The sequence below is a fragment of the Flavobacterium foetidum genome, from assembly GCF_004634245.1.
GTDB classification, from domain to species: Bacteria; Bacteroidota; Bacteroidia; order Flavobacteriales; family Flavobacteriaceae; genus Flavobacterium; species Flavobacterium foetidum.
In genome coordinates this window covers 15,927-30,354 of record NZ_SJTF01000013.1, presented here as the reverse complement: position 1 = coordinate 30,354, position 14,428 = coordinate 15,927, and the positions used below count along the sequence as shown (strand labels likewise).

The following is a 14,428-nucleotide window of genomic DNA, read 5'->3' as shown; positions in this document are numbered from 1 at the left end:
GCGATTTGCAAGAATTAGTACTAATTGTATGGTTTTTAGTAATTGTCTTAAATTGTAATTCGTGTTAATTAGCGCAATTCGGTGCTAAAAAATTTACATAAAAAATGAGATAAAAATTGTACTTTTGCCAACTGAAAATCTGAAAAATATGATTATCCCGAAAACCAGAGAGGAAATCGAATTAATGCGCGAAAGTGCCTTAATCGTATCAAAAACATTAGGAATGATTGCTTCTGAAATTAAGGAAGGAGTTACCACATTATATCTTGACAAATTAGCCGAAGAATTTATTCGTGATCACGGCGCAGTTCCTAGTTTTCTAGGATTATACGATTTTCCGAATTCTTTATGCATGAGCCCGAATGCTCAGGTGGTGCACGGAATACCGAATAATATTCCTCTAAAAAACGGTGATGTGATTTCTGTAGACTGTGGCGCATTCAAAAATGGATACCACGGAGACCACGCTTATAGTTTTGAAATCGGCGAAGTTGCTCCTGAAGTAAAAAAACTTTTAAGAGTAACCAAAGAATCTCTATATGTTGGTATTCGCGAATTTAAAGCCGGAAACCGCGTTGAAGATGTTGGAAATGCAATTCAGAAATATACCGAATCTCACGGTTACGGAGTGGTTCGTGAACTTGTAGGTCATGGATTGGGGCAAAAAATGCACGAAGCACCTGAAATGCCAAACTACGGTAAAAAAGGAAGAGGAAAACTTTTTGTAGAAGGTATGGTGGTTGCCATTGAGCCTATGATCAATATGGGGACAAAAAACATCAAACAATTAAAAGACGGCTGGACAATTTTGACTGCAGACGGAAAACCAAGCGCGCATTTTGAACATGATGTAGCCTTGATCGACGGAAAACCAGAATTGCTATCTACTTTTCAATACATCTACAAAGCTTTAGGAATCGAAAGCAATGAAGAAGATGAATTTAGACAAGTGCCTTTAGTATTGTAATTATAGCCGAGATTCAAAAACCTAAAAAAAATCGAACTCCTGCAAGGTTTTCAAAACCTTGTAGGTGTCTTTTTCAAACCTAAATACCTACAAGGTTTTGAAAACCTTGCAGGAAAACAAAAAATATTTTGAAATAGCCCCATGAAGAAACTTTTCAAGTTAGTTTTAAATACAATTCCACGTCCCTTATTAATTCGTTTGAGTTATGTGGCGCGTCCTATTTTGGCTTTCTCTTTGAGGGGAGATAAATTTACAGATCCTATCGATGGAAAAAGCTTTAGGTCTTTTCTGCCTTACGGATACGGAAAACAACGTAATAATGTGCTTTCGCCAAGTACGCTTTCATTAGAAAGACATCGATTGTTATGGCTGTATCTAAACGATCAGACGGATTTTTTTACAGCACCTAAAAAAGTGCTTCATTTTGCTCCAGAACAGGCTTTTTACAAAAGATTCCGCCAACAGAAAAATTTGGATTATACCACAACCGATTTGTTTTCTCCTTTGGCAGACGTAAAAGCAGACATCTGCAACCTGCCATTTAAAGACAACCAATATGATGTGATTTTGTGTAATCACGTTTTAGAACATATTCCAGACGACACCAAAGCAATGCAGGAATTATTTCGTGTTTTGAAACCGGGCGGAATGGCCGTTCTACAAATTCCGCAGGATTTGAATCGTGAAGTTACTTTTGCCGATGATTCTATTACAGACCAAAAAGAACGCGCCAGAATATTTGGCCAATATGACCATGTACGCATTTACGGACGCGACTATTTCGACAAACTAAGAAGCATTGGTTTTATCGTAATCGAAGAAGATTACACCAACAAAATAGCACCAGAATTGGTCGAAAAATACTGTTTAGCAAAAGGCGAAATTATTCCGCTTTGTTTTAAACCAGAAAACTAATTTTTTCACCATATAAGTGATACCAGTTCATTTAAAAAGTTTTCAGAATCTCCCTATTTTGAAAACTTTTTACTTTTTAGCCTAATTCTCAAAATACAAGCCTAACCAAATCCCTAAATCTTGGAACCTACAAAATCATTTCAATTTTGCTTCGACATCAGTTTTGAGAAAAACCTCAGCACTTATATCCCAACCGCCTATATAGTTGAGAGTACTGATGAAATTAAATATCTAGACAAAAAAGCAAGTCCTGACGTAATGCAAAGCTTCGGAATTGTGTTGGACAACTTAGATTCTAACTCAAAAAAAATACTGAACGCGTGCGAGTCTTTAAAACCTGAATTCATTTTTAAGAAATTCAGTGCAAAAATAAAATCTGCAAAAACAATTGCTGATCTGCAGAAAGATTCTAAAATTGAATTTGCGATTCGTCAGCATCTAAAATTCCATTTGAGTTCTTTTTACAGCTTGATTGTACAGGAACAATTTCCATTGTCTTTTAATCTCGGACCTGAAAAAGATTTTTACCGTTCAAAAGTCGGTATAACACCTCTAGAATTTGAACCGCAGATTTACTTTTCAAAACATGAAGAAGGAATTACTTATACTCTTTCCTTAAAAGAAAACGAAACGATATTTCTGCCAATGGACAAAAATGTCGAAATTCTTCTTGACGAACCTGGCTGGTTAATTATCGATAAAAAACTAGGGCAATTAAAAGAGCTTAACGCTAAAAAACTTTCTCCGTTTTTAAAGAAGAAATCAATCGAAATTCCTTCGAAATTAGTCGACAATTACTTCAAAAGTTTTATTCCCGAGATAGCTAAAAAGATTGATATTGAAGCAGATGGTTTTGAAGTAGAACTTCGTGACCAAATCTTATCGTGCACAATGCAGCCCGTTTATGATTTTTTTAAAAACTGCTACTACCTCAATCTTTATTTTGATTATAGCGGCTACCAGTTTGACGCTTCTAAAAATAAGAAAACACATTCGTTTGTAGATTTCAGCATTGCTAACGAACCCAAAATAATCCAGTTTAAGCGAAGTGCAGATGAGGTTTTGTATACCGATAAATTAAACGAAATTGGTTTATCAAAAATTAAAAACGAACTGTTCGGATTAAATTCTGAAACAGAAAATGAAGACCCTTATGCTACACTTCAGTTTGTTATTGACCATAAACAACAGCTCGAAAACGCCGGATTTACAATTCAGAACCTAAAACTCGAAAGCAAAGAAATCATTACTGAGGGGTATAGTATTTCGGCTTCAAAAGATACTAATGGTGATTGGTTTGATATTAAAATCATCATTACCATCGGCGATTATAAGATTAATTTCAGCGAAATTATTCCAAACATTAAAAGCAAAGAAAGGCTTTTTGCTTTGCCCGACGGAAATTATTTCCTGATTCCCCTAGAATGGTTCAGCAAATACGGTTCGCTGGCAAAATTGGCGAAAACAGAAAACGGAACTCTTTTATTGCGTAAAAGCAATTTTACCGCATTGGATGGAATTTCAGAAATTGATAATGACGTAATTTCTCATGCCGAATACACCGCGTCAGATTTACTGAAAGCTACTTTAAGGCCATATCAAATCGATGGAGTTAAATGGCTCTTAGGGCATTTTAATTCCAATCTTGGCGCTTGTCTTGCCGATGATATGGGACTTGGTAAAACGTTGCAGACCTTGGCGGTTCTTGTTTCTGTACAGGAACAATTAGGTTTTACTACTAAAACCACCAATTTTGACTTGTTTGCTAATGAAACCACCATTGAGAGAGAGCCTCTGAAAGCGCTGATTGTATTGCCTTCTTCTTTGGTCTTTAACTGGTTTAATGAAGCGGTGAAATTTACGCCTCATTTTTCGAAAATACAATATGTTGGCAACGACAGAAAACAGCTTATCAGCCGATTAGATTCGACCGATTTGATATTTACAAGTTATAGCATTATTCATCGTGATATTTCAATTTTAGAAAAATACGATTTCCGATATCTGATTTTAGACGAAAGTCAATACATCAAAAACAAAAATTCAAAGATTTTTAAAGCGATAAACAAAATCAGTACAGGACATAAAATTGCCTTGAGTGGTACGCCAATAGAAAATTCGCTTGACGATTTATGGTCGCAGATGCAGTTTATCAATCCGGATATTTTAGGCAGTTATGCTTTCTTTATGGAAAATTTTAAAAATCCGATTGAGAAAAAGCAGAATGAAGAAGTTTTGGGCGAATTAAAAAATCTTATCCAACCTTACATTCTAAGAAGAACCAAAGAACAGGTTTTGAAAGATTTGCCAGAATTGACCGAGCAGATTTATTATTGCGACATGGATCCAGAACAGGAAAAATTATACGAGAAAGAAAAATCAAAAGCACGTAATTCGCTTCTTAAAACTGACGGTTCTAGTCCAGACAAAATCAGCATTATTAATACGTTGATGAAATTAAGACAGTTGAGCAATCATCCGAAAATGATTGATCAAGAATCTGAAATTGATTCAGGAAAATATATTGCGGTTACCAATTATCTGGAAAGTCTCGTAAAAGGAAAGCAGAAGGCTATTATTTTCAGTTCGTTTGTAACCAATCTTAATTTTTATACAGACTGGTGCAAGGAAAATAAAATAGAATTCTGCGAAATTACGGGTGAAACACCTTCAGACAAAAGAGAACAACAAGTCAAAATGTTTCAGGAAAAAGAAAATCCGCTGTTGTTTTTTATTTCGCTCAAAGCAGGTGGAGTAGGTCTGAACATTACAAAAGCTTCTTATGTATTGTTCTTGGATCCATGGTGGAATCCTTTTGCAGAAAAGCAGGGGGTAGCAAGAGCACACCGAATCGGCCAGTTGAATAAGGTGAATGTCATTCGTTTTATTTCGAAAAACACGGTCGAAGAAAAAATTATCAAACTCCAGGAAAACAAAAAACTGTTATCAGATTCACTGCTTGAAGAAAGTTATATAAACGATGAAATCGAGGCAAATTTAGAATACATTCTGAATTCTTAATATCATTGTTTTCAAAAACCAAATAATATGGCATCGCAATACGTTTAATAAAATTCTTATATTTACAATTTTACAATCTATTGCGATGCCGAAATTATTATATACAAGCTTTGTTTTCTTATTTATTTTCACATTAGCGAAAGCTCAGGAAAAAGAAATCGATCCTCCTTACAACATCAAAACTGTTTCATTTGTTCAGAATGGCAATAATGTTGTTCCGATATTTGAATTGGGCGCTTCTTTTGAATTTCAGTTTGATGATCTTTTTGGAAACGAGGCTAATTATTATTTTGAAGTTACCCATTGCGATTACAACTGGAAACCAAGCGATATTCCGAAAACAGACTATCTACGAGGTTTTGATGGCCAGCGCATCACCGAATATATCAACTCTTTTAACACGCTTCAGGTTTATTCGCATTACAAGCTTTCTTTTCCGAATCAGTTTACAACGCAGTTGCGATTGTCGGGAAATTATATGCTGAAGATTTTGAATGAAGACAAAGAAGTTGTTTTTTCTAGGAAATTCATTTTGTACGAAGACCAATGCACTGTTGCGGCTCAAGTCAAAAGAAGTCGAAACCTGAGTAATATCGACTACAAACAAAATCTGGATTTTTCGATTGTTTCAAACAGCATCACCTTTCAGGTTCCGACACAAAATGTAAAAGTGCTTTTGCTGCAAAACGGAAATTTTAATACTGCAATTAAAAATATAGCGCCACAATATACCATAGGAAATCAGCTGGTTTACAAATACGACGCCGAAACACAATTTTGGGGCGGCAATGAATTTTTATATTTTGAAAATAAAGATATTCGCGCGGCCAATAATAATGTGGGGCGTATAGGATCGAATAACGATATTTACAACGCTTATCTGTATACGAATCAGGCTAGAGGCAATCAGATTTATACTTTGTATCTGGACGTGAACGGAAATTTTGTGGTAAAAAACATAAACGGATCTAACAATGAAATAGAAGCCGATTATGCTTGGGTTTATTTTACGCTTTCGGCACCGGCTTTTAGAATGAACAAAGACATTTATATCACTGGAATGTTCAACAATTACAGCCTTTCGCCAGAATACAAAATGGACTATAATACCGATAAAGCCGTTTTCGAGAAAGCGATAATGATCAAGCAGGGATTCACTAATTTTCAATATACCGTGGCAGATAAAAAAGGTGTAATTGACTATGAAAATGCCATTGACGGCAACTTTTATCAGACAGAAAATGAGTACACTATTCTGGTTTATTACAAGGAAAATACAGATCGATATCAAAGAGTAATCGGAAAAGGAAATGCAAACTCGATAAACATCGTCAATTAAAACATTGTTAAGGTTTTAGGTCGAAAGGTTTTTTTTTGTAGATTTGCAACTATAACGCACACATATTTACTACGTTAGTATGGTTTCTCAAATTACAAGAGGCATAAAAATATCAGTTTTAACTAGTTTTGAAGGTACTTACTTCAAGAACTACAAGATTCACTTTGCTTTTAGTTACGTAGTTACAATCGAAAATCATAGTAAAGATTCTGTCCAGCTGACTTCTCGCCACTGGGAAATTTTTGATTCTTTAAACGATTTAGAAGTGGTTGACGGCGAAGGCGTAATTGGAAAAAAACCGGTTTTAAAACCAGGCGAAAACCACACTTACAGCTCGGGATGCCTGCTTTCTTCTCCGTACGGAGCTATGAAAGGTCATTTTAACATGATCAATTTCACTACAACCAAAACATTCAAAGTGATTGTTCCTACTTTTAGAATGTGCGCTCCTTTTGCGTTAAACTAATCCAAGATTTATTTCGATTATTTCATCTTTCGCAATAGCGTAAACTTTGTCGTTTTCTTCGGGAATCAAATTAAAATTGCCTGTAAATTCTCCGAATGCTGGAAAAATCATTTGATACGGCTTTCTGAAAAAACAGGACAGACTTAAAAATTGCCTTCCTAAACCTTTCAGTTTTATTCCGGGATGAATGTGTCCGCAGAGATTAAAGAAATTTTCTCTTTTAGAAGGATGATGGGTGAGGAGAAAGCCTTCTATTATTAGTTCCGAATAAATTTCGATATTCAAATCGGCATAATACTTTCTTGAAATAATATCATGATTTCCTTCTACCAGAATAAGTTGCTGTGTAACGCTCTTAGTCCATTCAGCAAAAAAATCCCATTCGGTATTGATGGTGCTGTGAAACAAATCTCCGAGGAAAATTATGGCTTCTGAATCGAATAATTCTAGAACATTCTTTAGTCGGTTAAAATTTTGTTGAACAGCTTTTTCGGGAATTGCCATTCCGTGTTTTCTAAAGTGTGCAATTTTCCCCAGATGCAGGTCCGAAATCAAGAGCATTTTCTTTTCTTCCCAAAAAGCCGCGCCGCAAGGATGTAAAATAAAATTTTGATTGTTTATTGTAATAGTCATGTTTGTATTATTTCATGTAACTAGCCGTCATTTTTTTGATTCTCTCCTGCAAGGTTTCGCTAGATAATTTTTCGCGGAGACGATCGGTAATTATGGGGAAACTAAAAGGTGTTGGTTTCTTGCATTGTTTCCAGACTATTTTCTGGCTGTTGATTCTTTCTAATGCCTGAATCAAACGTCCTTCTTCCAACTGATGTTCAAATGTTTCGGTAAAAGCCTGCTGCAATAATAAATTATCAGGTTCATAATCTCTAAAAACTTCAAAAATCAATTGAGAACCGCTTTGCAGATGTTTTGTCTTAACCGGTTTTCCTGGCATTCCTGTAAAGACCAGACCCGCAATTACGGCAATATCGCGAAACTTTCTTCGAGCCATTTCGGTCGAATTTAAGCTTTTCTGCAAATCATAATGCACATAAGAGGTGGTAAATAAATCATTATCAAAAACGGATTCCATATCTATTTCTTGATCAGAAAGCAATTCAAAACCATAATCATTATAGGCCAGCGAAAAAGTAATCGGCGAAAGCAAACTGATTCTGTACGAAATCAAACTCGCTAAAGCTTCATGTACATAACGTCCTTCGAAAGGATAAAAAATAGCATGAAAACCTTCTCGAGTCTTAAAAGTCTCAATCAGAAATTCATCATTATTCGGCACAATGCTTTCCTTTCGCTGTCTATCAAAAATAGGTTTTAATGCCCTTAATTCTGGAGATAAATTCTCGGTGTTGGCAGCATAAAGTTCCTCTCTAAGCAGTTTACTCATCTGTGCAGACAACGTCATGCGTCCGCCCATCCAGCTTACCACTTTAGCCGTTTTTTTTGGATCGGCTTTTCGTACCAAAACCTGCATGTTTTTGATCTGAAACAATTCAAGTTGCCTTCCGGCGAAAGTAAAAACATCGCCCCGCTGTAATTTTGAAGCAAACCATTCTTCGATAGTCCCGATAAATCCGCCGCCTAAAAACTTGACATTCAGAACGGCATCACCAACAATAGTTCCCATCTGCATTCTATGGTGCATGGCAACAAAACGGCTGTTGATCTTAAAACGACCGTCTTCTTCTATTTCTACTTTCTTAAATTCATCGTAAGCTTGTAAGCTTTGGCTTCCGTTTGTAATAAAATTGAGAATCCAGTTCCAGTTTTCCTTAGTGATGTTTTGATAACAGAAAGTGGCTCTGACTTCTTCAAAAATTTCGTTTGGAAAAAATCCGTCAGAAACCGCCAACGTATTTAAATACTGTACCAAAACGTCCCAACTGTTTAAATAAGGCATTCTATCCTCGACAACGGTTTTGGCAACAGCTTTTTTTAGTGCCGAAGCTTCAATCAGTTCCATTGCGTGCGTGGCCAGAAAATAAATCACGCTTTCTTTTCCCGGTTGGTGTCCGCTTCGTCCTGCTCTTTGGAGAAAACGCGCAACTCCTTTTGGTCCGCCAATCTGAATAATGGTTTCAACAGGAGCAAAATCTACACCTAAATCGAGGCTCGAAGTGCAGACTACCACTTTTAATTCTTCGTTACGAATAGCGCTTTCGACCCATAACCGAATTTCGCGGCTGATGCTTCCGTGGTGCATGGCCATTTCGCCAGCAAATTCAGGATATTTTTCTAAAATAGCCTGATACCATATTTCGCAGGCAGAACGAACATTGGTAAAAATTAAAGTAGTCTTGCTTTTTCGTATGATTTTGGCCACCTCATCAATTAGATGTAAACCCATATGTCCGCGCCAAGGATACGTTTCCATTTTTTCAGGAAGAATCGATTCGATTTTTATTTTTTTATTGATATACGCCTTGATCAAAACCGAATTTTGATAAGCTTCAGAATCGGGACCCAATAAAACCTGCCGTGCTAATTCAAGATTACCGATTGTTGCCGATATTCCCCAAATACGCATTTCAGGCGCAATGATTTTTAGGCGCGAAAGAGCTAATTCCATTTGCACGCCACGTTTTGTTCCGAGCAATTCGTGCCATTCATCAACGACAATTGAACCACAATTAGCAAAAGTTCTAGGATATCCTTTGGCTGCAAGAAGTAACTGTAAGCTTTCGGGGGTTGTAATTAAGAGATCCGGCATTTTGGTTTTCTGTTTTGCCCTTTCGCTTTGCGAAGTATCTCCAGATCTAATTCCGACAGTTAGCTGCAAGTCTAAATCTTCTATAATTCGTTCGGCTGCCTGTTTAATTTCTACAGAAAGCGCTCGGAGAGGCGTTATCCAGATTGCTTTTAATCCTGGTTTATGCTTGGTCTTATAATCGGGATTTTTTTTGATGTAATCGAGAACTACCGGAAACCATAAGGCATAGGTTTTACCGCTTCCTGTTGGTGCGTTCAATAAACCATTTTTGCCCTGCAGAAAGGCTGTCCAAGTTTGATTTTGAAACGGAAAAGATTTCCATCCCTGAGTCTTGAACCAATTTTCGGCAATTGTATATAGCTGTTCCCTATTCATTTTTTTTAGTTGCAAAGTTGCAAAGGCTCAGAGGAACAAAGTTTAGCTGTTGCTTTGTCCTTTGAGTCTTTTACGAAATCATATTTTTTAAATCTTCAATAGAATTCGCATCTTCTATTTTCTTGTCGTGTCTCCATCTCAAAATTCTAGGAAAACGCGTTGCTACGCCACTTTTATGTCTTTTTGAAAGAGAAATCCCTTCAAAACCAATTTCAAACACCAATTGCGGCGTTACGCTTCGAACAGGGCCAAAACGTTCTAAAGTATTCTTTTTTATAAAATCGTCTACACGTCTAAATTCGGCATCGGTTAAACCTGAATATGCTTTAGCGAATGTTACGAGTTCCTTTTCTCCATTTGCATTAGTTTGCCAAAGCGCAAAAGTATAATCAGTAAACAAATTCGATCTTCGTCCGTGGCCGCGCATGGCATAAGTCAGAACGGCATCGATAGTCAAAGGTTCGATTTTCCATTTCCACCAATCGCCCTTTTTTCTTCCAACCTGATAAGGCGATGTGTTTCGTTTTAACATTAGACCTTCGCTTCGCACTTCACGGGCGCGCATTCGCTCATTGGCAACGTCCTCCCATGTTTTCAGCGAAACTCTTTCTGAAAGTCGAAAAGGTGTGCTCAAATCTTTGATATCGTCATACAGACTTTCGAGTAAAGATCTTCTTTCGCTATAGGCAAAACTTCGAACATCTTGGCCTTCCCATTCTAAGATGTCGTACGCTTTTAAAATAACCGGAACTTTTTCGAGCAAATTTGCAGAAATGGTTTTTCGTCCAATTCTGGCTTGTAAATCATTAAAAGTCCCGATTTGATTTTCTGGAAAAGCCAAAATTTCGGCATCGATTACAGTTCCGTTCGGAATCAAACCCACCAAAGCCTGAAACTCAGGATACTTGTCTGTTACCAGCTCTTCGCCTCTTGACCAGACATAAATTTCATTGTCGCGAATAATGGTTTGCGAACGAATACCGTCCCATTTGTGCTCTATAGACCAATCTTCAGGATTTCCTAAATCTTCGATTTCACCTTCAATAGGATAAGCAAGATAGAAAGGATAAGGTTTTGATAGATAATCACTGCTTTTTTCGTCTAGAATCAATTCTTGAAACGTGATCGTATTCGGATTCCAATTTCCCATAAGTTTATAAGCCAAAGCATCTTCGTCTACGTCTTCTGCTTTTGACAAGGCTCTCGTCATTAGTTTTTGGCTAACGCCGATTCTGAAACTGCCTGTAATGAGTTTCGTAAAAACAAAACGTTCATAATAATTCAGCGCTTTCCAGTTCTCGTGCAGGTATTCTTTTTTCTCGGAATCTGTTTTCCGTTTTAAAGCAATTATTTCCTGAAGAAACTCCGTTAAGCTTTTATCTGAATGTTCGTTTGTAGTTGGTATGATCAAAGCAATGGTTTCGGCTAAATCGCCCACAATATGATAACTTTCTTCAAAAAGCCACAACGGAATATTTGCCAATTCATTAGCCCAAAGACGCAACAGAGTAGTATTGACAGGCCTTGGCGGACGACGATGAGAAAGAATCGCAATTGTCCAGACTTTATCCTCTGGCGATGCATTCTTAAAATAAGTCGTCAGCGCATCAACCTTTACGTTTGTTTTATTGGAACTGTCCAATGTTTTTATGAGTTGGGCGAAATTTTTCATCTACAATTATTATTCAGAAGCGATTGGAGTTTCTTGATCAAGTTCGGTTTTTTCCATTTCGGTAGCTTCGCCTTCATATTGTGTTTTTTCTGTTCTTGCATCATATCCTAATTCTCTCAGATATTTGGCAAAAATATCAGTATAGCCGTGTGTACAAATTACACGTTCTGCTCCAGTAGCCTTGATGCTTTCGAGTAAAGCGTGCCAGTCGCAATGGTCGCTCAACACAAATCCTTTGTCTATTGCTCGTCTTCGGCGTGCGCCTCGAAAAGCCATCCAGCCGCTTGCCGCCCCGGTTACAAAAGGGGTCATTTTTCTAATCCAAATGCTTCCGTGCGCGCTTGGAGGAGCTAAAACTATATTTCCTAAAAGAGCTTCTCTTTTGGTTTCTCTTGTAATCAATTCAGTCGGCGGAAAATAAACCATCGGGCGTAAAACGTTGGTCATGTTTTCGATTGCGCCATGTGTGTAAATTTTACCAATATCGGTATCCAAGTATTTTAAAAGTCGTTGTGCTTTTCCTAACGAATAACCAAACAAAATTGATGTTCTGCCTTCTGCCTTGTTTTCTGCCCACCAATTATTTATTTCTGAAATTACCTCAGCCTGTGGGGTCCAGTTAAAAGCCGGTAGCCCAAAAGTGCATTCGGTTATAAAAGTGTGGCATTTGACAGTTTCATATGGAGTTGAAATTCCGTCGTCTTCCGTTTTATAATCTCCCGTAAAAACCCAGACTTCTCCTTTGTGTTCTACTCTGATTTGCGAACTCCCAATAATATGCCCGGCAGGATGCATTGAAAATTTTACGTTATTGATAACGAATGTCTCTCCCCAATCTTTTCCACAGACATTTATATCTCCCAACCGTTGACGGATGATAGGCACGTTGAAATGATGCGTGATATAATTTTGATGTCCCCAACGCGCATGATCTGAATGTCCGTGTGTAATGATGGCATTTTTTACAGGTTTCCAGGGATCAAGATAAACGTCGGCTTGCTGGCAGTAAATGCCTTTATCATTAAAAGCCAGAAGAGGGATTTTCATAGTAGTAGTGTTAAAACATTCTTTCAGAAGTTACTCAAATTTAAACTTTTAAACAGTGAGCAGTTTTACAACTTCATGCAATTAGTTTATTAAATTACAACTTTTTAATATTGTGTTGTGATAAAATCGGATTATCATTTGTACTTTTGTGAAAAATTAAACAATTCGTAATTATAAAATAATTTATCCCATGTTAAAAGGATTCTTTAATGTACCTAAAGCGGTAAATGAGCCCGTAAAAGGCTATGCACCAAACTCCCCAGAAAAAGCTGCTGTTCTGGCTGCTTATACCACCATGTGGAATTCTCAAATTGACGTTCCTTTATATATCGGAAGCGAAGAAATCAGAACTGGAAATACAAAAAACATCACAACTCCTCATGATCACCAGCACGTAGTTGGGAAATATCATTTGGCAGAAAAACAACATATCGAAAAAGCAATTGCCAATGCTCTTGAAGCACGAAAAAAATGGGCCAATATGGCGTGGGAACAGCGTGCCGCTATTTTCTTAAAAGCTGCCGAACTTATCGCTGGACCATACAGAGCTCGTATCAATGCTGCTACAATGATTGGTCAATCAAAAAATATCCATCAGGCAGAAATCGATTCTTCTTGTGAATTGATCGACTTCTTACGATACAACGTTGAATTTATGACTCAGATCTACAGCGATCAGCCAAAATCAGATTCTTCTGTTTGGAACCGTGTAGAATACAGACCGTTAGAAGGCTTTGTTTACGCTATTACTCCGTTTAACTTTACGGCTATCGCTGCAAACCTTCCTGCAAGTGCTGCCATGATGGGTAACGTGGTGGTTTGGAAACCAAGTGATAGTCAGGTGTTTTCTGCAAAAATCATTATTGATGTTTTCAAAGAAGCGGGAGTTCCAGACGGTGTTATCAACGTAGTTTTCGGCGATGCTTTAATGATTACCGATACAGTTTTAGCAAGCCGTGATTTTGCTGGTGTTCACTTTACAGGATCAACACATGTCTTTAAAGATATTTGGGCAAAAATTGGAGCAAACATCCACAACTACAAAACATATCCAAGAATCGTTGGTGAAACCGGAGGGAAAGATTTTATCATTGCTCACCCAAGCGCAAACGTAAAACAAGTGGTTACCGGAATTACTCGTGGGGCTTTTGAATTCCAAGGCCAAAAATGTTCAGCGGCTTCTAGAGCTTACATTCCTCAAAGTTTATGGCCTGCAGTAAAAGAGCAACTAACTGCTGATGTAAAAACTATGAAAATGGGTTCTCCAGAAGATTTTGGAAACTTTATTACTGCCGTTATTCACGAAGGTTCTTTTGATAAATTAGCGAGTTATATCGACCAAGCTAAAAAAGATGCTGACGCCGAGATCATTATTGGAGGTAACTATGATAAATCTGTTGGATATTTTATTGAGCCAACGGTTATTGTAACTACAAATCCAAAATATACCACAATGGAAACTGAGTTGTTCGGACCAGTTATCACTATTTATGTTTACGAAGATGCTAAGTGGGAAGAAACTTTAGAATTAGTTGACACCACATCTGAGTATGCTTTAACTGGAGCTGTTTTCAGCCAAGACCGTTACGCTATTGAAGTTGCTACAACTAAATTGCAAAACGCTGCTGGAAACTTCTATATCAACGATAAACCAACTGGGGCAGTGGTAGGTATGCAACCATTTGGTGGAGCTAGAGCTTCTGGAACTAATGACAAAGCAGGTTCTGCATTGAACTTATTGCGTTGGGCATCTCCAAGAACTATCAAAGAAACTTTTGTAACTCCAGAAGATTACAGATATCCTTTCTTAGGTTAATTTTTTGTGCCCAAGTTTTAGGGTTCACAATTTAAAACCTTTCCTATAAAAAGCCGAATCTTTCTAAAAAGGTTCGGCTTTCTGT

At 37.3% G+C, this 14,428-nt stretch carries 10 protein-coding genes; 6 read left to right on the top strand and 4 right to left on the bottom strand.

The genetic code is table 11. The annotated features are described in order from the left end of the window. Positions 1–148 precede the first annotated feature (148 nt). From map to apaG, 5 genes are all read left to right on the top strand, one after another. A complete protein-coding gene (gene map / locus E0W73_RS16150) occupies positions 149–967 on the top strand; it encodes a type I methionyl aminopeptidase (RefSeq protein ID WP_135223082.1) in 819 nt (272 codons plus the stop codon). 141 nt (positions 968–1,108) lie between these two features. Then, on the top strand, positions 1,109–1,882 hold the full coding sequence (locus E0W73_RS16145; RefSeq protein ID WP_135223081.1) for a class I SAM-dependent methyltransferase: 774 nt from the start codon (positions 1,109–1,111) through the stop codon (positions 1,880–1,882). 120 nt (positions 1,883–2,002) lie between these two features. Next, on the top strand, positions 2,003–4,903 hold the full coding sequence (locus E0W73_RS16140; protein WP_135223080.1) for a DEAD/DEAH box helicase: 2,901 nt from the start codon (positions 2,003–2,005) through the stop codon (positions 4,901–4,903). Between the two features lie 85 nt (positions 4,904–4,988). Further along, entirely contained in the window at positions 4,989–6,242 is a 1,254-nt protein-coding gene (locus E0W73_RS16135) for a type IX secretion system plug protein (RefSeq protein WP_135223079.1), read from the top strand. Between the two features lie 79 nt (positions 6,243–6,321). Continuing rightward, positions 6,322–6,708, top strand: a complete 387-nt coding sequence (gene apaG / locus E0W73_RS16130) for a Co2+/Mg2+ efflux protein ApaG (protein ID WP_008467225.1) — start codon at positions 6,322–6,324, stop codon at positions 6,706–6,708. On the opposite strand, the gene pdeM is transcribed toward apaG, so the two are convergent. The 4 genes from pdeM to E0W73_RS16110 form a co-directional block, all read right to left on the bottom strand. Next, a complete protein-coding gene (pdeM, locus tag E0W73_RS16125; RefSeq protein WP_135223078.1) occupies positions 6,700–7,341 on the bottom strand; it encodes a ligase-associated DNA damage response endonuclease PdeM in 642 nt (213 codons plus the stop codon). The genes apaG and pdeM overlap by 9 nt on opposite strands. Before the next feature lie 7 nt (positions 7,342–7,348). Further along, positions 7,349–9,808, bottom strand: coding sequence for a ligase-associated DNA damage response DEXH box helicase (locus tag E0W73_RS16120; RefSeq protein WP_135223077.1), 2,460 nt, complete (start codon positions 9,806–9,808; stop codon positions 7,349–7,351). Positions 9,809–9,878: 70 nt separating this feature from the next. Beyond that, positions 9,879–11,480 (bottom strand): ATP-dependent DNA ligase, encoded by a 1,602-nt coding sequence (locus E0W73_RS16115; protein WP_135223076.1) that lies wholly within the window; start codon positions 11,478–11,480, stop codon positions 9,879–9,881. Positions 11,481–11,489: 9 nt separating this feature from the next. Beyond that, positions 11,490–12,527, bottom strand: a complete 1,038-nt coding sequence (locus tag E0W73_RS16110; RefSeq protein ID WP_135223075.1) for a ligase-associated DNA damage response exonuclease — start codon at positions 12,525–12,527, stop codon at positions 11,490–11,492. Positions 12,528–12,717: 190 nt separating this feature from the next. Between E0W73_RS16110 and pruA the strand changes: the two genes are divergently transcribed. After that, positions 12,718–14,343, top strand: coding sequence for an L-glutamate gamma-semialdehyde dehydrogenase (gene pruA / locus E0W73_RS16105; protein WP_135223074.1), 1,626 nt, complete (start codon positions 12,718–12,720; stop codon positions 14,341–14,343). Positions 14,344–14,428: the final 85 nt, after the last annotated feature.

Excerpts from the sequence above, each read along its gene's own strand:
- map (WP_135223082.1), top strand. The coding sequence starts at position 149 with ATGATTATCCCGAAAACCAGAGAGGAAATCGAATTAATGCGCGAAAGT.
- E0W73_RS16145 (WP_135223081.1), top strand. The coding sequence starts at position 1,109 with ATGAAGAAACTTTTCAAGTTAGTTTTAAATACAATTCCACGTCCCTTA.
- E0W73_RS16135 (WP_135223079.1), top strand. The coding sequence starts at position 4,989 with ATGCCGAAATTATTATATACAAGCTTTGTTTTCTTATTTATTTTCACA.
- apaG (WP_008467225.1), top strand. The coding sequence starts at position 6,322 with ATGGTTTCTCAAATTACAAGAGGCATAAAAATATCAGTTTTAACTAGT.
- pdeM (WP_135223078.1), bottom strand. The coding sequence starts at position 7,341 with ATGACTATTACAATAAACAATCAAAATTTTATTTTACATCCTTGCGGC.
- E0W73_RS16120 (WP_135223077.1), bottom strand. The coding sequence starts at position 9,808 with ATGAATAGGGAACAGCTATATACAATTGCCGAAAATTGGTTCAAGACT.
- E0W73_RS16115 (WP_135223076.1), bottom strand. The coding sequence starts at position 11,480 with ATGAAAAATTTCGCCCAACTCATAAAAACATTGGACAGTTCCAATAAA.
- E0W73_RS16110 (WP_135223075.1), bottom strand. The coding sequence starts at position 12,527 with ATGAAAATCCCTCTTCTGGCTTTTAATGATAAAGGCATTTACTGCCAG.
- pruA (WP_135223074.1), top strand. The coding sequence starts at position 12,718 with ATGTTAAAAGGATTCTTTAATGTACCTAAAGCGGTAAATGAGCCCGTA.